Annotated in this window: 20 protein-coding genes, 1 tRNA gene and 1 pseudogene; 10 read left to right on the top strand and 12 right to left on the bottom strand. The window is 65.5% G+C overall.

Annotated features, from left to right (window positions below):
* The 5 genes from DVH29_RS01540 to DVH29_RS16325 all read left to right on the top strand — a co-directional run.
* The coding region (locus DVH29_RS01540) for an IS3 family transposase (RefSeq protein WP_114644403.1) at positions 1-804 on the top strand (804 nt) is incomplete at its 5' end.
* 229 nt (positions 805-1,033) lie between these two features.
* Positions 1,034-1,717 carry a lysozyme family protein gene (locus DVH29_RS01545; protein WP_147275974.1) on the top strand — a complete coding sequence of 228 codons (684 nt, stop codon included), beginning with the start codon at positions 1,034-1,036 and terminating at the stop codon, positions 1,715-1,717.
* Between the two features lie 12 nt (positions 1,718-1,729).
* Entirely contained in the window at positions 1,730-2,014 is a 285-nt protein-coding gene (locus DVH29_RS01550; RefSeq protein ID WP_114644405.1) for a hypothetical protein, read from the top strand.
* Between the two features lie 27 nt (positions 2,015-2,041).
* Positions 2,042-2,428, top strand: a complete 387-nt coding sequence (locus DVH29_RS01555) for a hypothetical protein (protein WP_114644406.1) — start codon at positions 2,042-2,044, stop codon at positions 2,426-2,428.
* A gap of 644 nt (positions 2,429-3,072) precedes the next feature.
* Positions 3,073-3,142, top strand: a tRNA-Met gene (locus DVH29_RS16325).
* A gap of 33 nt (positions 3,143-3,175) precedes the next feature.
* Here the strand turns inward: DVH29_RS16325 and DVH29_RS01565 are convergent.
* From DVH29_RS01565 to DVH29_RS01620, 12 genes and pseudogenes are all read right to left on the bottom strand, one after another.
* Complete coding sequence (locus DVH29_RS01565; RefSeq protein ID WP_114644408.1) at positions 3,176-3,868, bottom strand: GntR family transcriptional regulator; 693 nt, start codon at positions 3,866-3,868, stop codon at positions 3,176-3,178.
* A gap of 2 nt (positions 3,869-3,870) precedes the next feature.
* Positions 3,871-4,743: an isocitrate lyase/PEP mutase family protein gene (locus DVH29_RS01570; RefSeq protein WP_114644409.1), complete on the bottom strand. Its 873-nt coding sequence runs from the start codon at positions 4,741-4,743 to the stop codon at positions 3,871-3,873.
* A gap of 5 nt (positions 4,744-4,748) precedes the next feature.
* Positions 4,749-6,272, bottom strand: coding sequence for an MmgE/PrpD family protein (locus DVH29_RS01575; protein ID WP_114644410.1), 1,524 nt, complete (start codon positions 6,270-6,272; stop codon positions 4,749-4,751).
* Positions 6,273-6,335: 63 nt separating this feature from the next.
* The gene (locus DVH29_RS01580; protein ID WP_114644411.1) at positions 6,336-7,820 is read right to left on the bottom strand and encodes a tripartite tricarboxylate transporter permease; all 1,485 of its coding nucleotides are present in this window, start codon (positions 7,818-7,820) and stop codon (positions 6,336-6,338) included.
* Between the two features lie 3 nt (positions 7,821-7,823).
* Positions 7,824-8,354 (bottom strand): tripartite tricarboxylate transporter TctB family protein, encoded by a 531-nt coding sequence (locus DVH29_RS01585; protein WP_245944852.1) that lies wholly within the window; start codon positions 8,352-8,354, stop codon positions 7,824-7,826.
* The gene (locus tag DVH29_RS01590) at positions 8,344-9,303 is read right to left on the bottom strand and encodes a Bug family tripartite tricarboxylate transporter substrate binding protein (RefSeq protein WP_114644413.1); all 960 of its coding nucleotides are present in this window, start codon (positions 9,301-9,303) and stop codon (positions 8,344-8,346) included. Before DVH29_RS01590 ends, DVH29_RS01585 begins: the two co-directional genes overlap by 11 nt.
* A 203-nt stretch (positions 9,304-9,506) precedes the next feature.
* Positions 9,507-10,489 (bottom strand): annotated as a pseudogene (locus DVH29_RS01595) (branched-chain amino acid ABC transporter permease).
* The gene (locus tag DVH29_RS01600) at positions 10,490-11,377 is read right to left on the bottom strand and encodes a branched-chain amino acid ABC transporter permease (RefSeq protein ID WP_114644414.1); all 888 of its coding nucleotides are present in this window, start codon (positions 11,375-11,377) and stop codon (positions 10,490-10,492) included. It lies immediately after the preceding pseudogene.
* Positions 11,378-11,453: 76 nt separating this feature from the next.
* Complete coding sequence (locus DVH29_RS01605) at positions 11,454-12,644, bottom strand: ABC transporter substrate-binding protein (RefSeq protein ID WP_114644415.1); 1,191 nt, start codon at positions 12,642-12,644, stop codon at positions 11,454-11,456.
* Positions 12,645-12,682: 38 nt separating this feature from the next.
* Complete coding sequence (locus tag DVH29_RS01610; RefSeq protein ID WP_114644416.1) at positions 12,683-13,414, bottom strand: ABC transporter ATP-binding protein; 732 nt, start codon at positions 13,412-13,414, stop codon at positions 12,683-12,685.
* Complete coding sequence (locus DVH29_RS01615) at positions 13,407-14,165, bottom strand: ABC transporter ATP-binding protein (RefSeq protein WP_114644655.1); 759 nt, start codon at positions 14,163-14,165, stop codon at positions 13,407-13,409. Before DVH29_RS01615 ends, DVH29_RS01610 begins: the two co-directional genes overlap by 8 nt.
* On the bottom strand, positions 14,162-14,950 hold the full coding sequence (locus DVH29_RS01620; protein WP_245944853.1) for a 3-hydroxybutyrate dehydrogenase: 789 nt from the start codon (positions 14,948-14,950) through the stop codon (positions 14,162-14,164). Before DVH29_RS01620 ends, DVH29_RS01615 begins: the two co-directional genes overlap by 4 nt.
* Positions 14,951-15,205: 255 nt before the next feature.
* Between DVH29_RS01620 and DVH29_RS01625 the strand changes: the two genes are divergently transcribed.
* The 5 genes from DVH29_RS01625 (at position 15,206) to DVH29_RS01645 (ending at position 20,638) form a co-directional block, all read left to right on the top strand.
* Entirely contained in the window at positions 15,206-16,618 is a 1,413-nt protein-coding gene (locus DVH29_RS01625; RefSeq protein ID WP_158541520.1) for a sigma-54 interaction domain-containing protein, read from the top strand.
* 208 nt (positions 16,619-16,826) lie between these two features.
* Complete coding sequence (locus DVH29_RS01630) at positions 16,827-18,017, top strand: substrate-binding domain-containing protein (RefSeq protein ID WP_114644419.1); 1,191 nt, start codon at positions 16,827-16,829, stop codon at positions 18,015-18,017.
* Positions 18,018-18,092: 75 nt separating this feature from the next.
* Positions 18,093-18,860: an ABC transporter ATP-binding protein gene (locus tag DVH29_RS01635; RefSeq protein WP_114644420.1), complete on the top strand. Its 768-nt coding sequence runs from the start codon at positions 18,093-18,095 to the stop codon at positions 18,858-18,860.
* 9 nt (positions 18,861-18,869) lie between these two features.
* Positions 18,870-19,607, top strand: coding sequence for an ABC transporter ATP-binding protein (locus DVH29_RS01640; RefSeq protein ID WP_114644421.1), 738 nt, complete (start codon positions 18,870-18,872; stop codon positions 19,605-19,607).
* On the top strand, positions 19,604-20,638 hold the full coding sequence (locus DVH29_RS01645; protein WP_114644422.1) for a branched-chain amino acid ABC transporter permease: 1,035 nt from the start codon (positions 19,604-19,606) through the stop codon (positions 20,636-20,638). The genes DVH29_RS01640 and DVH29_RS01645 overlap by 4 nt, the downstream gene beginning before the upstream one ends.
* Positions 20,639-20,641 lie beyond the last annotated feature (3 nt).

Below are 20,641 nucleotides of genomic sequence, written 5' to 3' on the forward strand. Positions count from 1 at the left end.
GTGGATGACTTCGATCTGCGTGACCGGATGAAGGCGATTGCCCATGAGCGCCGGCGCTTTGGGTATCGGCGCCTGCATGTGTTGCTGCGCCGGGAAGGCTATGTGGTCAACCACAAGCGCCTGTTCCGGATGTATCGGGAAGAGAAGCTCTCGGTGCGGCGCAGGGGCTGCCGGAAGCGGGCCCTGGGAACGCGGGCCCCGATGGTCATTCCCATGGCACCCAACGAGCGCTGGTCGTTGGACTTTGTCTCCGACCAACTGACCGACGGGCGCCGGTTCAGGGTTCTGGCCGTCGTGGATGACTGCACGCGCGAGTGCCTGGCGCTCGTCGCTGATACATCCCTCTCAGGTCTGCGGGTTGCCCGAGAGCTCGAAACGATCATGGCGGCACGTGGCAAACCGAAGATGATTGTCAGCGACAACGGCACCGAGTTCACCTCCAATGCCATCCTGGGCTTCGCCGACCGGCACAAGATCGACTGGCACTATATCGCCCCGGGAAAGCCGATGCAGAACGCGTTCATTGAATCGTTCAATGGAAGGCTCAGGGACGAGATGCTCAACGAAACCCTGTTCCCGAGCTTATCCTATGCCCGTATCGCCCTGAGAGAATGGCGGGCTGACTACAATGGAAATCGCCCACACTCGCGGCTGGGCTGGCTCACCCCAACCGAATACGCCACCACCTTCACCCCACGACGGGACCTGGCGCTGCGCTCAATGGTCAGCTCCTCGCCAGCCCCCGTCTTCCACCAGGCTCAGCAGGGCCAAAACAACTCCAGGAGTCTACGTCACGCTGGATAAAAGTTGGGGGCAACGTCAGAAGCAAACGACAATAACTAGACATGCGCGCTAATTCGCCCCGCCACCGAGCGGGGCTTTTCTTTTTCCCAACACTAGCCGCCTCCGGGGCACATCCACAGGACCCCACCATGGACATCAGCGCCAAGGGGGCGGAGTTCATCCGCCACCACGAGGGCTTTGTGCGTCTGTAGCGCGAACAAACCACCACATAGAGACAGGAGGGCCGGTAATGGACCCCACCGTGCCACCGAGTGCGGCGCTTTTGCTCGACTTCATTCGCGAGATTGAAACCGGGCGCAAGGGCCGTGAGGCATATGACGTGATCTACGGTCATGCTCAAGGCAAGCTGCCAAAGCCGATCACGCAGATGACCATTGCCGAATTGCAGCGGCATCAGTCCAGCGGCTGGCCCGCCAAGTCTACCGCATCAGGTGCATACCAATTCATGAGGGCCACGCTGGCCGACCTTCGCCGCGAATTGAAGCTGCTGGACGGGCAGGTTTTTGATCCGAACCTGCAAGACCGGCTCGGTTATCACCTGCTCAAGCGGCGTGGCTATGAAGCATTCATGGCAGGCCATATCAGCCGGACCGAGTTCGGGCGGCGACTGGCGATGGAATGGGCTTCACTGCCTGTTCTGGCCAGCGTCAAGGGCGCGCACCGCACCGTGCAAAGAGGACAATCCTATTACGCAGGCGACGGGCTCAATAAATCGCTGGTTGAGCCCTCGCGCGTCGAAACGATCCTCGACCGGGCCAAGCACGCCAACGGCGCCCCACTTCCGCCGGATGTGCCTGTTCCGGCACCTTCGGCCCCGCCTGACACCAAACGCCCGCCAGCGACTCCCGCTGCCCTCGCAATCGCAATCGTTCTGGCCGCCCTCGTAGCGGCCTTTTTCATATTCCTGCGCTGAAAGGAAAACACCATGGGCAAGCTGCTCAATCTTCTCGCAATGTTCGGGCCACTCCGGGCCGCCAAATTCTGGGTGGCGCTCGTGATGGCGCTGGTCCAGTTCGCCAACATCTACATGGGTCTCGACCTCGGGCTCGATCAGGAGACGGCCACGGCCATCATCACCGGCATCGGGGCTGCGCTGGTGTGGCTGGTGCCCAACGCCAAGCCGAAGAACGAAATCCCGTCCTACACTGAGGCGGGGGTTCGAGCCGCGACGGGCTATGACGGGCCCATTGTCGATCGGTCGCAGCACTGACCCTTCCTCTCGCCTTCGGGGGCCGACATGACACCACCTGACAGCGCGCTTGGCCGCGCGTCTCTCACCCTGACCAAGCGCGTTGAGCTATTGGAGCGAGATCGCGAGCAGCAATCGAGGATCATCACCGAGATGGTCGAGAGCGTCGGGAAAGGGTTCTCCGATGAACAGCTTTCTCAGATCAGCAAAGTCTTCCGGGAAGCCCTGGCAGACGCCGGGCTCCGCCTCGATGGAACTGAACAACAGTTCGAAGCGAGGGAGGATTTCCGATTCCTGCGCAGATTTAGGCTATCGTGGGATGGGGCCTCAAAGAAGGTCGGCGGCGCCATCCTCGGAGGCGCCATCATCATCGTTGGGGTGATACTGGTCAGCGGGTTCTGGGCCTGGATCAATAGCGGGGGTAGGGGGCCATAAAGGCGAGGCTCGGAGCCATGGGGATAGTCCAAGCCTCGCCGGCCAAGCCAGGAGTGGACGCAGGCTGGCCTCGATCACCATGGCCTATTCGGGGCACTTCTCAATGGTCCTTTGGTCGCAGCCGGATGACTAAATGTCCCGCTCCCGCTTCCCATGCGCCCTCGCCCAGTGGTTGAAGGAGTCCCGAGCCAGCTTCTGGAGCGCCCGCTTTTCCTCAAGCAGATCAGGCCAGCGCTCCATGGATGCCAGCACGCCCTCCTTGATCAGTTCAAGCGCTTCTTCCAGCGACTGACACTCCCCTCCTACCGAATGCCCATCAGCGGCCATCGCGCCCCATGACCATACATGGCCCCGATGGGCCGTCAGATGGTACGTGGCTGAACCTACCCGCACTCCGTCATAGACCACGACGCGATGCTCTGCGTGGCTGTCGGGTTGGTCGGGGAAGGCGGGGCGGTGTGTGAACTGGGGCATGGCGTATGATAGCGCCCCGAGAGGGTGGAGAGCCAGAGGGCTCGTGAACGAAAGGCGAATTCCGGCAACTAACGGTCTTCTCTTAGGTTCGCTGAACCTGCGTTGCGTGAACGTAACGAAAACTGTTGCGCTAGAGGTTCAAGCAAACATTGCTCTTTTCGCCAGAACGCGGGCCTTGCGGCATAGGGATGTTTGCTCATAACGGTCTGGTTTCCGGTTCGAGTCCGGACGGGCCCACCATGCACATCGAACAGAACTGCGGCATCTGAAGCCCTATGCCTGTCCCCGGGCGGAGAGCAGGCTTTTTCGCGCCGAGGCGATGTGGCGGCGCATGAGCAGTTCGGCCAGTTCGGCGTCGCCGTCGGCTATGGCGTCGACGATGCGTTCATGCTCGATGAAGGCGCGCTGCGCCCGGCCCGGCACCAATTGGTGCCGGCGGCGATAGAGTCGGAACAGCGTGTAATATTCCCCGCAGGAGAGGTCGAACAGAAGCTGGTTGCGGGCGATGCGGGCGATGAAGAAATGCAGGTCCGAATTGGCGGTTTCCTGCCGGTAGAAGGTGGTCTGGGGGTCGTCGATCTCGGCCCGGTGGGCCATGAGCAGGGCCCGGAGCTCGGCCACCTCGGCCCTTGTCGCGTGCAGCGCCGCCTGATGCGCCGCCAGGCCTTCGAGCACTTCGCGGATGGTGAACAGCTCGAGGGCGTGCTGCAGCGAGGGGATGATGACCCGCACGCCCTGGCGCGGGGTGCGGGTCACGAGCTTGCGCTCCTCGAGCAGCCGGATGGCCTCACGCAGCGGGCCGCGGCTGACGCCATATTGCCGCGCCAGACGCGGTTCGCTGAGCTTGGTGCCCGGCGCGAAATCGCCCGCGACGATCGCCTCACTCAGCTTTTCGAACAACTGGTCGGTCAGCAATCGCTCATCGATAGGGGCCGCGCTTTCGGGCGTCTCGATTGCCGCCTCCATGCTCAAAGGGCGTAACGCTTTTCGAGCGCGTCGAATTCGGGCTTGCCGACCAGACGCTGGCGTTCGCGGAAGCTCGCCACCGGGCCGTCCTCGCCCATGCGGCCATCGGCCTTCAATTGCCCCAGCGCCGCCTGCATGCCGCAGATGGCGCCCTGCAGGGCGACATTGGCGTAGAGCACCAGCGAAAAGCCCATGGCGTCGAGCTCGCCCAGATCGACGATGGGGGTCTTGCCACCCACCACAAGGTTGATCAGCTGCGGCGTGCCGGAGAGCCGGGCGGGAATCGCGCGGATCTCCTCGAGGTTTTCGGGGGCCTCGACGAAGGTGATGTCGGCGCCGTCCTCGATGAAGGCCTGGGCCCGTTCGATCGCCGCGTCGATCCCCGCCACGGTGCGCGCGTCGGTGCGCGCCACGATCAGCAGGTTGGGGTCCTGTCGGGCATCGGCCGCCGCCTTGATGCGGCTGCGCGCCTCGTCGAGCGCCACCACGTCCTTGCCGGAGAAATGCCCGCAGCGCTTGGGGCTCACCTGGTCCTCGATCTGGATGGCGCTGGCTCCGGCCCGTTCGAGGGAGCGGATGGTGTGGCGCACATTGAGCGCGTTGCCGAAGCCGGTATCGGCATCGACCACGATGGGCAGGTCGGTGGCGTCGCGGATGGTCGAAGTGTGCTGCACCAGTTCGGCGAGACCGACGAACCCCAGATCGGGCATGCCCAGATAGGTGTTGGTGAGGCCGGCGCCGGACAGATAGACCGCCTCGAACCCCAGGTCCGCGATGATCTTGGCGGCCAGTGCGTTGGCGGCGCCCGGCATCAGCACGGCGCCGCCCCCCGCGAGGCGGGAGCGGAACTTGGCATTGATTTCATGGCTGAGCATGATGGTTACTCCAAGCCGCGATCGAAGATGCCCTGACCGGTGGGGGCATCGGGGGTCACCGCGCCGGCGGGCAGGGCGGGCACCAGGCTGTCGAGCGCCCCGGCCTTGAGGTTCGCGAACCCCTTGGCGGCGTCGAGGAAGGCGTCCTGCTGGGCCTGGGGCAGGGCGTCTTCCGTCAGCGTGCGGAACTTGCCGACATAGTCGGGCCAGGTCCAGGGATGGGCGCCATTGGGGTGCGCATCGGCGACGCCGCGCTCGCCGACGATCGTGGTGCCATCCTTGAGGGTGATGGTGATCTTGCCGCCAAAGGCGCGCTTGTCGGGATCGGGATCGTGGTAGCGCGTGGTCCATTCCGGCGTTTCGAGGGTGCGGATCTTGTGCCAGACCCCCAGCGTGTCCGCCTTGCGCGCCCGCTCCACGGTGTAGGAGTCGACGTGGTGCCACTTGCGGTCTTCCAGCGCCACGGCGAGGATATACATGATCGAGTGATCCAGCGTCTCGCGGCTGGCCTCGGGGTCGGATTTCTGCGGGTCGTTGGCGCCGGTGCCGATCACGTAATGGGTGTGATGGCTGGTTTCGAGCAGGATGTCCTCGACCTGCGAAAGATCGCCGATCTGCCCGCCCAGCTCGATGGCGAGGTCGATCAGCGCCTGCGCCTGGTATTCGGCCGAATGGGCCTTGGTATAGGTCTCGAGGATGCCGCGCGGGGATTCGCCGGGCTCGGGCAGGGTGACGCTGTAGACCGTGTCGGGTCCGCCCAGCATCCAGGAGATCACCGAATCCTCGCCCTCATAGATCGGCGAGGGGGATTTCTCGCCGCGCATGGCGCGGTCGATGCATTCGATGGCCAGCTTGCCGGAAAAGCCCGGCACATAGGCCTTCCACGAGGAAATCTCGCCCTTGCGCGACTGGCGGGTGGAAAAGGACAGGTGCACCGCCTGGTTGACGGCCTGGAAGATGGTTTCGGCTGAAAGGCCCAGCAGCGTGCCGAGGCCGGCCGTGGTGGCCGGGGCCAGATGGGCCACGTGGTCCTTCTTGTATTTGTGCAGCGAGATGGCCTTGACCAGCGCCACGTGCACTTCATAGGCCACCGCTATGGCCCGCGCCAGCGCCGCGCCATCGGCGCCGACCTGCTGGGCGGCCGCGACCAGCGGGGAGATCGAATCGCCGGGATGCGAATAGTCGGCGGCGAGGAAGGTGTCGTGGAAATCGAGCTCGCGCACCGCCGTGGCATTGGCCCAGGCGGCCCATTCGGCGTCGACCCGCGTGGTGGCCGGGAGGCCGAACAGCGTGCCGCCGCCCTTGCGCGGATGGGCCAGGGCCATGGCGCGCGCCGCCGCCACCGGGGCGCGGTTGATCGCCGCCAGCGCCACGCTGGCATTGTCGACGCTGCGGCAGGCGATCATGTCGAGGACGTCCGGGTCGAGCGGGCCGCAATCGGCGGCGAAGCTGGCGATCTTCCAGGCCAACTGGTCTTCCCGCGCCAGGTTGTCGGCGGAGGGGTGGACGCGAACTGTATGGGTCTTCATGGGTCTTGGGTATCCGTTTGCAAGCGATGCGCCTTCGGCGGAAATCCGCCGGAGGCGCGGGGTTCAGGCATTGGCCCGCAGGCGCTGGATCAGCGGCGGCAGGGCGAAGATCAATACGCACAGCACGATGAGCGTCGCCGAGACTGGCGTGCCGACGAGGACCATCGGGTTGCCCTGTCCGGCGGCCAGTGCGGTGCGCAGGTAGTTCTCGGCCATGGGGCCGAGGATGAGGCCGATCAGGGCCGGGGCGATGGGGAAGTCGTAGACCCGCATCACGTAGCCGAGCACGCCGACCGAGGCCATGATCAGCAGGTCGCTCCACGCCCCAGACACGCCCCACACGCCCACCATGGCGAAGACGAGGATGCCGGCGTAAAGCTGCGGGCGCGGGATCGAGAGCAGTTTGACCCACAGGCCCACCAGCGGCAGGTTGAGCACCAGCAGCATGAGGTTGCCGACATAGAGCGAGGCGATGAGGCCCCAGATCAGCGACGGGTTGGAGGTGAAGAGGAAGGGGCCGGGCTGCAAGCCATAGTTCTGGAAGGCGGCCAGGAGCACCGCCGCCGTTGCCGATGTGGGCAGGCCCAGCGTCAGCATGGGCACGAGAATGCCCGCCGCCGCCGCGTTGTTGGCCGCTTCCGGACCCGCGACGCCTTCGATGGCCCCCTTGCCGAAATCGTCGCGCTTGGAGAGTTTGCGCTCCAGCGTATAGGACAGCATGGTGGGGATTTCCGAGCCGCTGCCGGGCAGGGCGCCCATGGGGAAGCCGATGGCGGTGCCGCGCAGCCAGGGCTTCCACGAGCGGGAAAGGTCCTCGCGGGTGAACCATTTCTGCCCCTTGATGGGCTGCATGACGCCGGGGATCTTGTTGTAGCGCGAGGCGACATAGAGCAGTTCGCCCACGGCGAACAGCGAGACCAGCACCACGGTCAACTCGACCCCGCGCAGCAATTGCAGCGTGCCGAAGGTGAGGCGCGGCTGGCCGGTCATCGCGTCGATGCCGACGACGCCCAGCGCCAGGCCGAGGAACAGCGAGACGAAGCCGCGCGTGCGCGAGCGGCCCATCACCACCGCTATCGAACAGAAGGCCAGCGCCGTCATGGCGAAATAATCGGCCGGCTTGAGGTAGAAGGCCAGTTCGGCGATGGTGGGCGCCGCAAAGGTCAGGCACAGGGTTGCGATGGTGCCGGCGACGAACGAGCCGATGGCGGCGGTGGCCAGCGCAGCAGCGCCGCGCCCGGCCCGGGCCATCTTGTTGCCCTCCAGCGCCGTCATCATCGACCCGGCCTCGCCCGGAGTGTTGATGAGGATCGAGGTGGTCGACCCGCCATACATGGCGCCATAGAGCACGCCGGCGAACATGATGAACGCCGAGGTGGGGGCGAGGGTGATGGTTACGGGCAAAAGCAGCGCGATGGTGAGCGCCGGGCCGATGCCCGGCAGAACCCCGATCGCCGTGCCCAGCACCGAGCCGATAAAGGCCCAGAACAGGTTATGGGGCTGAAGCGCGACGCTAAAGCCGTGCAGCAAAAGCTCAAAGGTTTCCATGCATCAAAATCCGAGCGGCGGGAAGAAGCGCCCCAGTTGCAGGCCGAGTTGCGTGAACAGCAGCCATGAGACGCTGCCGATCACCCCGCCGATGACGAAATTGGCGATGAGGCGCGTGGAGCCCAGCGCGCGGGTCACGAGGGTAAAGGCCAGCGCCGCCGTCAGCGGCAGGCCCAGCGTGGGCAGGGCGCCGACCGGCAGGAACACCGCCACCAGCGCGGTGAAGAAGGCGCGCTTGTCCATGGGCGAAGTGGCGGCCGCGTCCTCGCTGTCCTGGGGCTCGAACCTTTCGCCGCGCAGGATCTGGACGATGAGGATCACGCCGAGCAGCACCAGCACCGCGCCGATGAGCGTCGGGGTCAGCCCCGGGCCTACCGCCGCGTAGCGGGCGCCCTGCGGCAGGCTCAGCCCGCCATGCATCCATATGGCGCCGATGGCGATCAGTCCGCCGCCGATCCAGAAAGGACGGGGAGCGGCCGTTTGGCCGCTCCCTTCTTCCAGCGGAAGATCCGTTTTCGCGGACTCAGTCGACAAGGCCCGCATCCCGCAGGATCTGACCCTGGACTTCGACTTCCTCGGCGATGAAGGTGCCGAAATCGTCGCCGGCGAGGAAGAAGTCATCCCAGCCCTGCTGTTCGAGGACATTGGCCCAGGCATCGCTTTCGCTCAGCTCAACGAAGCGGTCGATCCACATGCGGTAATTGTCTTCCGGCGCATCGGGGGCGGCGAGGATGCCGCGCCAGTTGGCCAGTTCCACGTCATAGCCGGCTTCGGCGAAGGTCGGCACGTCCGGAAGGTCCGGACGGCGGTCGGCCGAGGTGACGCCGAGGATCTTGATGCGGCCCTGTTCGGCGAACTGGTTGAACTCGGAGGTGCCCGAGATGCCGGCAGTCAGCGTGCCGTTGACGATGGCGGTCACCGTTTCGGCGCCCGAGGTCTGCGGGATGTAGTTGAGTTCGGGAACGTCGATGCCGGCTTCCTGTGCCAGCAGCGCGAAGGCGATGTGGTCGACGCCGCCGGCCGAACCGCCGCCCAGCGGGTTGGCGCCGGGATTGTCGGCCAGCGCGGTGACCAGGTCCTCAAGGGTGTTGTAGGGCGAATCCGCGGCTACGGCGACCACCAGATATTCCGCCGTCAGGCGGGCCACCGGGCGGAAATCGGCGAGGTTGATCGGCGAATCGTTGAGCTCGATCGAGCCCACGGTGATGGCGCCGAAGACGGCCAGCGCATCGGGCTGGCCCGTGGACGTGCCGAGGAATTCGGCAAGCCCGATGGTGCCGCCGGCTCCGCCGGTATTGGTGAAGTTGACGCCGCCGGTGTAGATTCCCGCGTCGTTCATGGCCTGGAAGGCCTGACGGCCGGTGCTGTCCCAGCCGCCGCCGGGTCCGGCCGGCAGCATGACGTTGACCTGGGCCTGAGCCGCGCCCGAGACGGCGAGAGCCGCACCGAACAGGACGGGCGCTATGATTTTTGCGAAATTCATTGAATTCCTCCCAAGGAGATTTTTCCTTCATCCGCCGGGCCGGGAACATGCCGGCCGGAGGATGGCAGATCGAAATTTTGTCGACATATCTGCAGGGAGAATAGGAATTGAAATCGATTTGGGTGTCAACCGGAAACTTTTGTCGACAAAATTGGACAGCATTCCGCCACGCGGGCGGTGCCGTCCATGGTTTCCGGAGCCGACTATAGCGGCTTTTTGAGCCAGCGGGCGATCACCCCGATGATTCCCTCGCGGAACAGTAGCACGGCGATGACGAAGATCACGCCCTGCAGCACTGTAACCCAGGCGCCGAAGCTGGCGAAATAGTCTGCATGGTGACGATGATGGCCGCGCCCACGATGGGGCCGAACACCGTGTGCATGCCGCCGAGCAGCGCCATCAGCACCACTTCCCCCGACATGGCCCAGTGCACGTCGGTGAGCGAGGCGAGCTGGAAGACCAGGGCCTTGGTGGCGCCGGCGGTGCCCGCGAGGGTGGCCGAGATGACGAACACCGCGAGCTTGTAGCGGTTGACCTGATAGCCGAGCGAGACCGAGCGGGCCTCGTTCTCGCGTATCGCCTTCAGCACCTGCCCGAAGGGGGAATGGATCACCCGGTAGATGAGGAACAGGCCGGCAAAGACGATGACGAAGACGAATCCGTAGAGCGCCATGTCGCTCGAAAGGTTGATGATCCCGAACAGCCGGTTGCGCGGCACGGCCTGGATGCCGTCCTCGCCCCCGGTGAAGGGGGCCTGCAGCGAGATGAAATACACCATCTGCGCGAAGGCCAGCGTCACCATGGCGAAATAGATGCCCTGGCGCCTGATGGCGAGGCTGCCGATGACGAGGCCCAGCAGCGCCGCGGTGCCGGAGCCCATGAGCACGCACAGTTCGGGCGACAGACCCCAGACCTTGGCGGCGTGGGCCGAGACATAGCTGGCCGAGCCGAAAAACGCGGCGTGACCGAAGCTGAGCAGCCCGCCATATCCGAGCAGCAGGTTGAAGGCGCAGGCGAACAGCACGAAGCACATCACCTTCATCAGGAACACCGGATAGAGAAAGAACGGTGCCACGGCGAAGAAGGCGAGCAGGCCGGCAAAGATCGCCAGGTGCAGCGGGGGGATGGCGAGGGGGCGGGTGGCGCGTTGCGCGGCGGGTCGGCCGGTCATGGTGTGATCGCTCATTTATGTGGCCCTCCCGAACAGGCCGGTGGGCTTGACCATGAGGACGATGGCCATGATGACGAAGATGACCACGGCGGAGGCCTCCGGATAGAAGACGCGGGTCAGGCCCTCGATGATGCCGAGACCGAACCCGGTGAGGATGGCGCCCATGATCGAGCCCATGCCGCCGATCACCACCACGGCGAAGACCACGATGATGAGGTCGGCGCCCATATTGGGATTGACCGAATAGATCGGGGCGGCGAGCACCCCGGCCAGCGCCGCAAGGCCGACGCCGAAGCCATAGGTGAGCGTGATCAGCCGCGGCACGTTGATGCCGAAGGCCCCCACCATGGCTGGGTTTTCCGTCGCCGCGCGCAGATAGGCGCCGAGCCGGGTCTTTTCGATGAGGAACCAGGTTCCAAAACATACGACCAGCGAGGCGAACACCACCCAGCCGCGGTAATTGGGCAGGAACATGAAGCCCAGATTGGTGCCGCCCTGCAATTGGGGCGGAATGGAATAGGGCAGGCCCGAGACCCCGTACTGGTTGCGGAACAGGCCCTGGATGATCAGCGCCAGCCCGAAGGTGAGCAGCAGGCCGTAGAGATGGTCGAGCTGGTAGAGGCGCGAAATCATCCGCCGCTCGATGACGATCCCGAAGGCGCCGACGATCAGCGGCACGAGGATCAGCGCCCACCAATAGTTTATGCCCAGATAGGACAGCAGCATCCAGGCGACGAAGGCCCCCATCATGTACTGGGCGCCATGGGCGAAATTGATGATGTTGAGCAGGCCGAAAATGACGGCGAGCCCGAGGCTGAGCAGGGCGTAGAACGACCCGTTGATCAGCCCGAGCAGCAATTGCCCGAACAGGGCGGCAGCCGGAATGCCGAAAATCTCGAACATGGGCGTGTGCTTTCAGACGGCGGAAAGGGCAGGGGATGCGCCGGGTCTCGCCGGCGCATCCATGGTCAGGCCGGGCCTACTGGACCAGGTCGCACCCGCCCTGGTCGAGCGGACGGAAGGCGTTGGCGGCGGGGATGGTGTAGCCGAGCTCGTAATAATCCCACGGGCCCTGCGACTGGTCGGGCGCCTTCACCCGGAACAGGTACATGTCGTGGATCTTGCGGCCGTCGGCCCGCACCTCGCCCTCGCCGAACAGCGGATCGGAGGTCGGGGTGGACTTCATGGCCTCCATCACCGGACCGGCCTCGACGCTCTGAGTGGATTCGATGGCCTTGAGGTAGTGCAGCACCGAGGCGTAGACGCCCGCATGCACCATGGAGGGCATGTCGCCGCCATTGCGCTCGGCGAAGCGCTCGGACCATTCGCGCGTCCCCTCGTTGAGGTCCCAATAGAAACTTTCGGTCAGCACCAGCCCCTGGGCGGTTTCGAGCCCCAGGGCGTGCACGTCGGTGATGAACATCAGCAGCGCGGCCAGCGACTGGCCGGCCTGGGTGATGCCGAATTCGGAGGCCTGCTTGATGGCGTTGACCGTGTCGCCGCCGGCATTGGCAAGCCCGATCACCTTGGCGCCCGAGGACTGCGCTTGCAGCAGGTAGGACGAGAAGTCCTGTCCCGGGAAGGGGTGGCGCACGGTGCCCAGCACCTGGCCGCCCGCCGCTTCGACCACGGCGGCGGTGTCGGTTTCCAGCGCGTGGCCGAAGGCATAGTCGGCGGTGAGGAAGAACCAGGTGTCGGCGCCGGTTTCCACCATGGCGGTGCCGGTGCCGTTGGCCAGCGCCCAGGTGTCATAGGTCCAGTGGATGGTGTTGGGCGAGCACTGGGACCCGGTGAGATCGGCCGATCCGGCCCCGGAATTGATGAAGATCCGGTCCTTTTCGCGCGTCACCTCGTTGACCGCCAGGGCGGCCGAGGAGGTGGGCACGTCGAAGATCGCATGCACGCCCTCTTCGTCATACCACTGGCGGGCGATGGTCGAGGCCACGTCGGGCTTGTTCTGGTGATCGGCCGCGATGATCTCGACGTTGATGTCCTTGTCGGCGGCGCCGAAATCCTCGACCGCCATCTGGGCGGCCAGCACCGAGCCCTCGCCCGAAAGGTCGGCATAAATGCCCGAGCGGTCGTTGAGTATGCCGATCTTGACGTCGATGGCATAGGCCGAGCCGGCCATTGCGGCGACCATTGCGGCGGCCAGGATTGAGGTGGTCATCTTCACGGTTCTTCCTCCCTTGAATGAACCCGTTGTGCTCACACGCCCAGATAGGCGTGCAATTTCCCGATATTGGCGTCGAGCGCGGCATTGGGGATCATGTCGATTACCCGGCCCTGTTCGACGATATAATGACGGTCCGCCACCGAGGCGGCGAAGTGGAAGTTCTGCTCCACCAGAACGATGGTGAAGCCTTCGGATTTGAGGTGGGCGATGGTGCGCCCGATCTGCTGCACGATCACCGGCGCCAGCCCCTCGGTCGGCTCGTCGAGCAGCAGCATCTTGGCGCCGGTGCGCAGGATGCGGGCGATGGCCAGCATCTGCTGCTCGCCGCCCGAGAGCTTGGTGCCCTGGCTCGAAAGCCGTTCCTTGAGGTTGGGGAACATCTCGAAGATCTGCTCGAGGCTGAGCCCGCCGGGCTTGACCCGGGGCGGCAGCATCAGGTTCTCCTCGACCGAGAGCGAGGAGAAGATGGCCCGCTCCTCGGGGCAGAGCGCCACGCCGGCCCGGGCGATGGCGCGCGGCGGCGCCTTGATCAGTTCGCACCCGTCGAATTTAACCGATCCGGTGCGCCGCGGCAGCATGCCCATGATGGCCTTGAGGGTCGTCGTCTTGCCGGCGCCGTTGCGGCCCAGCAGCGTCACCACCTCGCCCGGCGCCACGTCGAAGGCGATGCCGTGCAGCACATGGCTTTCGCCATACCAGGCGGCGAGGTCGGCGACCGAGAGCAGGGGGGCCGCTGGGGAGATCTGAGGTTGCGCGCTAGCCATGTCCGACCCCGATATAGGCTTCGATGACCCGCGGGTCCTTCGAAACGGTTTCATATCCGCCCTCGGCCAGCACCTGGCCGCGCGCCAGGACGGTGATGGTGTCCGACAGGTCGGCGACCACCGAGAGATTGTGCTCGACCATCAATATGGTGCGGCCGGCCGAGATGGATTTGATCAGCGCCGAGATGCGCTCCACATCGGCCTGCGCCATGCCGGCCATGGGCTCGTCGAGCAGCAGCATTTCCGGCTCCAGCGCCAGGGTGGTGGCGATCTCCAGCGCTCGCTTGCGGCCATAGGACAATTCCTGTGCGGTGTGGTGAGCGAAATCCTCCAACCCCACCTCCTCGACCCGGCGCATGGCCTCGGCGTCGAATTCCCCCAGAACCGTCTGGGCGCGCCAGAAATCGAAATTGGTGCCGCGGCGGCGTTGCAGGGCGACGCGCACATTCTCGATCACCGTGAGCTTGGGGAACACCGCCGAGATCTGGAACGAGCGTACCATGCCCAGCCGGGCAATCTCGGACGCCCCCAGCGTGGTGATATCGCGGCCGTTGAAGCTGATGGTGCCCGATGTGGGTTGCAGGAACTTGGTGAGCAGGTTGAAGCACGTGGTCTTGCCCGCCCCGTTGGGGCCGATCAGCGCGTGGATCGAGCCGCGCCGCACGTCGAGATCGACATTGTTGACCGCCATGAACCCCGCGAACTGCTTGGTCATGCCCTTGGCCGAGAGGATCAGGTCGCTGCCGGTCATTTCGCCGTCCATCCTCCGTCGATCGAGATCGCGGCTCCGGTGATCGACCGGGCCAGGTCGCCCGTCAAGTAGTGCGCCATCTCGGCGATCTCCTCGGCGCGCACGAAGCGTTTGCTAGGCTGGGGCGCCAGCATGATGTCGCGGATGACGGCGTCCTCGTCCATCTTGCGCAGCCGCGCCTGGTCGGCGACCTGGGTGGCCACCAGCGGGGTGTGGACATAGCCCGGGCAGATGGCGTTGACGGTGATGCCGGTCTCGGCCACTTCCAGCGCCACGGTCTTGGTCAGTCCCACCACCCCGTGCTTGGTGGCCACATAGGCCGATTTATAGGGCGAGGCCCGCAATCCGTGCGCCGAGGAGATGTTGATGATCCGCCCCCAGTCCTTGCGCTTCATCTCCGGCAGCGCGGCGCGGATGGTGTAATAGGCGCTGTCGAGGCTGACGGCGATGATGCGGTGCCAGTCGGAGGGATCGAGTTCGTCGACCGCTGCCACCTTCTGGATGCCGGCATTGTTGACCAGGACGTCGATGGTGCCGAACGTGTCGGCGACGCGGGCCACGAGATCGCGGCTCTGGGCGGGGTCGGCGAGGTCGGCGTGGAAATAATGCGCCTTGCCGCCGACGCCGGCGATTTTCGCCATGGCGGGGGTGGCGTCGTCCTCGCTTTCGACCCCATGCACCGCCACGGCGCAGCCGGCTGCCGCAAAGCGCTTGGCGATCGCCAGGCCGATGCCGCTGGTTGCGCCCGTGATCAGCACAACACGATGTTCCGCTCGTTCGGACACGGCTCCTCCACCCCTTGTTTTCGTTCTTGGGCCTTGTCGGCCGGTTGTGCCGAACATCCTTACAAGGATCGTGCCAGTTGCCGTCCGAGGCCGGAAAGGGCAGGCCGGGCGGGGAAAACCGGCTCCGGGCGCGTGGCCCAGGCGGCGGCACGCGCGTCCGGCTGTCCAGACATTTGTCCGGATTTCAGGATGTTTTTTGCCGGACCTTGCCGGTTTGTCCGGATATCTCTACGCTCGCGGGCGAGGAGACATGCCATGCACATCCAATCCCCTGCCTTGGCGAGCACGCCGCCGGCCCTGGTGTCGGCGGCCATGGGCGCATTCGACATGCTGCGCGAATATTTCGAGGGCGCCATCATGGTCGATGCGGAGGCCCGCATCATCTGGCTCGACGGGCGCTATCGGCGGCTGCTCAAGCTGACCGAGGATTTCGATCCGGTCGGCCGTCCGGTCGAGGAGGTTCTGCCCCATTCGCAATTGCGCAAGGTGGTCAAGACCGGCCGGCCCATCCTGCTCGACATCATGCAGTTCGACGATCGCCAGTTCGTGGTCTGCCGCATTCCGCTCAAGGACGAAGAGGGCGTGGTCAAGGGCGCCATCGGCTTCGTCTTCTACGACAATGTCGATTATCTCGCGCCGATCCTCAAAAAGCTCGAACAGATGCAGCGCCAGCTCTCCCGCGCCCAGGCGGCGCTGACCCGGGAGCGGCAGACCAAATATTCGCTGGCCAGTTTCGTCGGGACGAGCGAGATCGTGCAGGACCTCAAGTCGCAGATCCGCCGTTTCGCCCTGCGCGACGGGCCGGTGCTGCTCATGGGGGAGACCGGCACGGGCAAGGAACTGCTCGCCCACGCCATCCATCAGGCGTCGGACCGGGCCGAAGGGCCGTTTGTCGCCGTCAACATGGCGGCGATCCCGGAAACCCTTCTGGAATCTGAGTTTTTCGGCGTGGCGCCCGGCGCCTATACGGGGGCCGAGAAGAAGCCCCGCAAGGGCAAGTTCGAGCTCGCCCATGGGGGCACGCTGTTCCTCGATGAGATAGGCGACATGCCGCTCTCGATCCAGGCCAAGTTCCTGCGCGTGCTTCAGGAGGGCGAGATCGAGGCCCTGGGCTCGAACGCGGTCAAGAAGGTCGATGTGCGGATCATCGCCGCCACCTCGCAGGATCTGGAGGCGCTGATGGAGGAGCGCAAGTTCCGCTCCGACCTCTATTACCGCATTGCCGTGCTCACCGTGAACGTGCCGCCCCTGCGCGAGCGGCTGAGCGATATCGGGGTGATCTGCGAGCGGCTGCTGGAGACCATTCCGCGCGCCGAGGACATGGCCGACTGGGCCATCGAGGAGGATGCGGTGGCGCTGCTGGCCGGCTATGACTGGCCGGGCAATGTGCGCGAATTGCGCAATGCCCTTGAGCGCGCCGCCGCCATCGCGCCCACCGAAATGCTCGATGCCGAGACCATTTCGCGCGCCATGCCCCGGGTCGCGGCCCGGCCGCGCCCGGTCACCCCAGACGCGCCCGAACTGGCCGATACGCGCGCCCGAGCCGAGCGCGAGGCAATGATCGACGCCCTCAACCGCGCCGGGGGCAAGCGGACCGAGGCGGCGCGGTTGCTGGGGGTATCGCGCAGCCAGTTCTACGAAAAGCTCAAGCGCTACGCTCTCTCGTGAGTGTCCAGAGCGCCGGATCGAATTGTCCGATTGTCCGGACAGTCCGGACGCGTCTGTCGCGCGCCCTGCGGCGAAAATCCCCGGCCGCTCCGGCCCCGCCGCCGATTGGCACGCATCTTGAAGGCGGTTTCGTCAGGGGCCGGCGGGAGGAATGCCGGGCCGCGACACAAGAGCAACGGGACGGTGAGGGTCCCATGGGAGGAACGAGATGAAACTGACAAGGCCGCTAAGTCTGGCAGTCCTTTGGCTGGCCGGCGCCGCCGGGGCGGCGTTCGCGCAGCAGGACCCCATCACCATCGCCCATGTCTATGGCAAGACCGGCGCGCTGGAGGCCTATGCCACCCAGTCCCATAACGGGCTGATGCTCGGGTTCGAATATTACACCGGTGGCAGCATGGAGGTGGCCGGCCGGCCCCTCGAGGTGATCGAGAAGGACACCCAGTTGCAGCCCGATATTGGCCGGGCGCTGCTCGCCGAGGCCTATGGCGACGACGATGTCGACTTGGCGGTGGGCGGGGTGAGCTCGGGCGTGGCGCTGGCCATGCTGCCGGTAGCCGAGGAATACGGCAAGATCTTCATCGTCGAGCCGGCCGTCGCCGATTCGATCACCGGGGAGAATTTCAACCGCTACATCTTCCGCACCGGGCGCAACTCGTCCCAGGACGCCATCGCCAATGCCGTGGCGCTGGGCAAGGAGGGGGTAAAGATCGCCACCCTCGCCCAGGACTATGCCTTCGGCCGCGACGGCGTGGCGGCGTTCCGCGACGCGCTGGAGGGGACCGGGGCCGAGCTGGTGTTCGAGGAATACGCGCCCCAGGACACCACCGATTTCACCGCCCATGCGCAGCGCATCTTCGACGCGCTGGCCACCGAAGAGGGCCGCAAGGTGATTTTCGTCATCTGGGCCGGGGGCGGCGATCCGCTGGGCAAGATCCGCGATATGGAGCCCGAGCGGCTCGGCATCGAGATGGCCACCGGCGGCAACATCCTGCCCGCGCTGGTCGCCTATCGCGATTTCCCCGGCATGGAAGGGGCGACCTACTATTATTACGAAAGCCCCGAGAACCCGATCAATGACTGGCTGGTCGAGCAGCATATGGAGCGCTTCGGCACGCCGCCCGATTTCTTCACCGCCGGCGGGTTCGCTGCGGCCGGCGCCATCGTCGCCGCGCTGGAGGCGACGGGCGGGGATACCGACACCGAGACGCTGATTGCGGCCATGGAGGGCATGAGCTGGGATACGCCCAAGGGCGCCATGACCTTCCGCCCCGAAGACCATCAGGCGCTGCAGGACATGTATCACTTCCGGATCGAGGTGCAGGAGGGCGTCGAATGGGGCGTTCCGGCCCTGGTCGAGGTAATCCCGGCCGATCAGATGGACGTGCCGATCCGCAATTGAGGTTCCTCCGGGGCCGTGGCGGGTGCGCTTGTCGCGCCCGCCACGGCCTTTCCCCGCATGCGTCGAGGTCCCCCCATGGCCAGCCCGTCCGTCCCGGTCCTTGAAACTCGCGACCTGACCATAAGGTTCGGGGGCCATGTGGCCGTCGATGCGGTGTCCTACAGCTTCCGCCCGGGCAATCTCGTGGCCATAGTGGGGCCGAACGGGGCCGGCAAGACCACCTATTTCAACCTCATCTCCGGCCAGTTGCGCGCCTCGGGCGGGGCTGTGCTGCACAAGGGCGAGGACATCACCACGCTCTCGGTTCCCGATCGCACGCGCCGGGGCATCGGCCGCGCCTTCCAGCTCACCAATCTCTTTCCCCGCCTTTCGGTGCTCGAAAACGTCCGGCTCGCCGTGCAGGCCCTGCGGCCGGGGGCGATGGGCCTTTTCGCGCTGGCCGACGCCGATGCCGGGACCCTGGAGATCGCCATGGGCCATATCGCCCGCTGCGGGCTGGCCGATCGTCTGGACGAGCGGGCGGCCAATCTCTCCCATGGGGATCAGCGCAAGCTCGAAGTGGCGCTGCTGCTGGCGCTGGAAAGCGAGATCGTGATGTTCGACGAGCCCACCGCCGGCATGAGCGCCGACGAGGCGCCGGTCATTCTCGACCTCATCAAGTCGATCAAGGCCGATACCGGCAAGACTATCATCCTGGTCGAGCACAAGATGGACGTCATCCGCTCGCTGGCCGACGAGATCATGGTGCTCCACAATGGCCAGTTGGTCGCGTCCGGCGAGCCGGGGGCGGTCATGGGCTCGCAGGTGGTGCGCGAGGCCTATCTCGGCACCGGGCTGCATTAGGAGGCGAGGATGGGGGAGACGGGCGAAACGCTTTTGTCGCTGTCGGGGGTCCACACCCATATCGGCCAGTATCACATCCTGCACGGGGTCGATCTGGAGGTGCCGCGCGGGCAGCTCACCATGCTGCTGGGCCGCAACGGCGCCGGCAAGACCACCACCATGCGCACCATAATGGGCCTGTGGCAGGCGCGGCAGGGCGCGGTGCGCTTCGCCGGCGAGGACATCGCACGGCTCGCCACCCCCGACATAGCCCGGCGCGGCATTGCCTATGTGCCCGAGAACATGGGCATATTCGGCACGCTCACCGTCGAGGAGAACATGGTCCTCGCCGCGCGGCGCTCGGGCCTCAATGCGGAACGGCTCGACTGGATCTATTCGCTCTTCCCGGCCATGCGCAAATTCTGGCGCTGGCCGGCCGGCCAATTGTCCGGCGGGCAGAAGCAGATGCTGGCCATTTCGCGCGCCATCATCGAGCCGGCCGAACTGCTGCTGGTCGACGAGCCGACCAAGGGGCTGGCCCCCACCATCATCGACGCGCTGGCCGAGGCCATCATGGCGCTCAAGCAGACCGGAGTGACCATCCTGATGGTCGAACAGAATTTCGCCCTCGCCCGGCGGGTGGGCGACACGGTGGCGGTCATGGACGACGGCAAGATCATTCACACCGGCACGATGGCCGAGCTGGGCGCGGACACCGCGTTGCAGGGGCGGCTATTGGGGCTCGATATCGGCGGAGGCACAGCATGAGCACCACGCGGCAAGAGGGCGCCATCGCGGCGGAGCCCCGCAACTGGCTGGGTTTCGTGCGCGACCGGGCCGCCTATTTCACGGTTCCCGTCCTCGCCCTTCTGGCCTTCCTGCCCATCGGTTCGCTCCCCACCTGGGGCACGCTGACCCTGGCCGGGCTGGCCATGGGGCTGATGATCTTCATCATGGCGTCCGGCCTCACGCTCGTGTTCGGGCTCATGGACGTGCTCAATTTCGGCCATGGCGCCATGATCTCCTTCGGGGCCTTTGTCGGCGTCTCGACGCTGGTCGCGCTGGGGCCGCTCTATCTCTCCTCCGGCATCGAGATGAACCTGCTGGCTCTGCTGATCGCCGCGCTGGCGGCGATGCTGGCCGCTGGCGTGCTCGGTCTCGTCTTCGAGCGGCTGATCGTGCGCCCCGTCTATGGCCACCACCTCAAGCAAATCCTCATCACAATGGGCGGGCTGATCGTCGTCGAGCAGTTGATCATCGTCCTCTGGGGTCCCAACGAGATCCCCATCCCGCGTCCGCAGAACCTCAAGGGCGCCTTCATCGTCGGGGGCGTGGTGCTGGAAAAATACCGCCTGCTCGCCGTGGCGCTGGGGCTCGTGCTCTTCGTCGTCCTGCGCCTCGTCCTCACGCGCACCCGCATCGGGCTGCTGGTGCGGGCCGGGGTGGAAAACCGCGAAATGGTGGAATCGCTGGGCTACCGCATCTCCATCCTCTTTATCGGCGTCTTCGCCGTGGCCTCGGCGCTGGGCGGGCTGGGCGGCATCATGTGGGGGCTCTATGACGAGGTGATCACCGCCCATCTGGGCATGAGCGTCATGGTGCTGGTGTTCATCACCATCATCATCGGCGGGCTGGGCTCGATCGAAGGCTGCTTCATCGCCGCGCTGCTCATCGGGCTGACCAATAATTACGTCGCCTATCTCGCCCCCAAGCTGTCGCTGGGCTCGGCGATCATCCTCATGGTCGTGGTCCTCATGTGGCGCCCGCAGGGCCTGTTGCAACCGAGCGGATCGCGGTGAGGG

The sequence above is a fragment of the Pelagibacterium lacus genome (genome assembly GCF_003345525.1).
GTDB lineage: Bacteria > Pseudomonadota > Alphaproteobacteria > Rhizobiales > Devosiaceae > Pelagibacterium > Pelagibacterium lacus.